The organism is Actinomyces sp. HMSC065F12 (assembly GCF_001814535.1).
In the GTDB taxonomy this organism is placed as follows: Bacteria; Actinomycetota; Actinomycetes; order Actinomycetales; family Actinomycetaceae; genus Pauljensenia; species Pauljensenia radingae_A.
On the sequence record NZ_KV816989.1, the window covers coordinates 1 to 510 of the forward strand.

At 48.4% G+C, this 510-nt stretch carries 1 protein-coding gene; it reads right to left on the reverse strand.

The features are described from left to right. Positions 1 to 175 precede the first annotated feature (175 nt). Positions 176 to 510, reverse strand: a 335-nt coding sequence (locus HMPREF2975_RS12545) for a DUF6318 family protein (protein WP_193600012.1), incomplete at its 5' end; no start/stop codon positions are given.

A 510-nucleotide genomic window follows, 5' to 3' on the forward strand; every position in this document is an offset into this window, starting at 1 on the left:
CCAGCACCCTCCACACCAGGCACCGACACCACCTGGGTAAAGGTGTGTTTGACAGTCAGCACGTTATTGTCTGCCTTAAGAATGTCTTGATCCCAGCTGTCATTTGTGTCTCCTACAGGTGCACTCATGACAAGAAATGACATTGCTAAAACGGGCTCGACGAGATGGAATGCACTCATGACTGGGGGCTTTCAGGTGATTCGGCGTATAACGACTTGGTGACGAAGGACCGCTCTCTTGCTTGGACTTCTACCTGGAATACCAGTTCTTTGTCAGGGTAGTTAGAAATGGAGTCATTTGAGTAGTTTGTGTATGGCGCTGCTTGGACAAGCATTTCTACGAAGTAGAGATTCTCATCATCTGGATGAGTGAGAACATCGTTGAACTCGGCGACCTCATACCCTATGCCTTCCGCCCATCCTCCTTTTTCGTATTGATCAGCGATTTTCGTTAAGTTGACTTGGCAGAGTTTGCAGTCTGGGCTGCTGACTTTTTTGAGGGTGGTGGTGT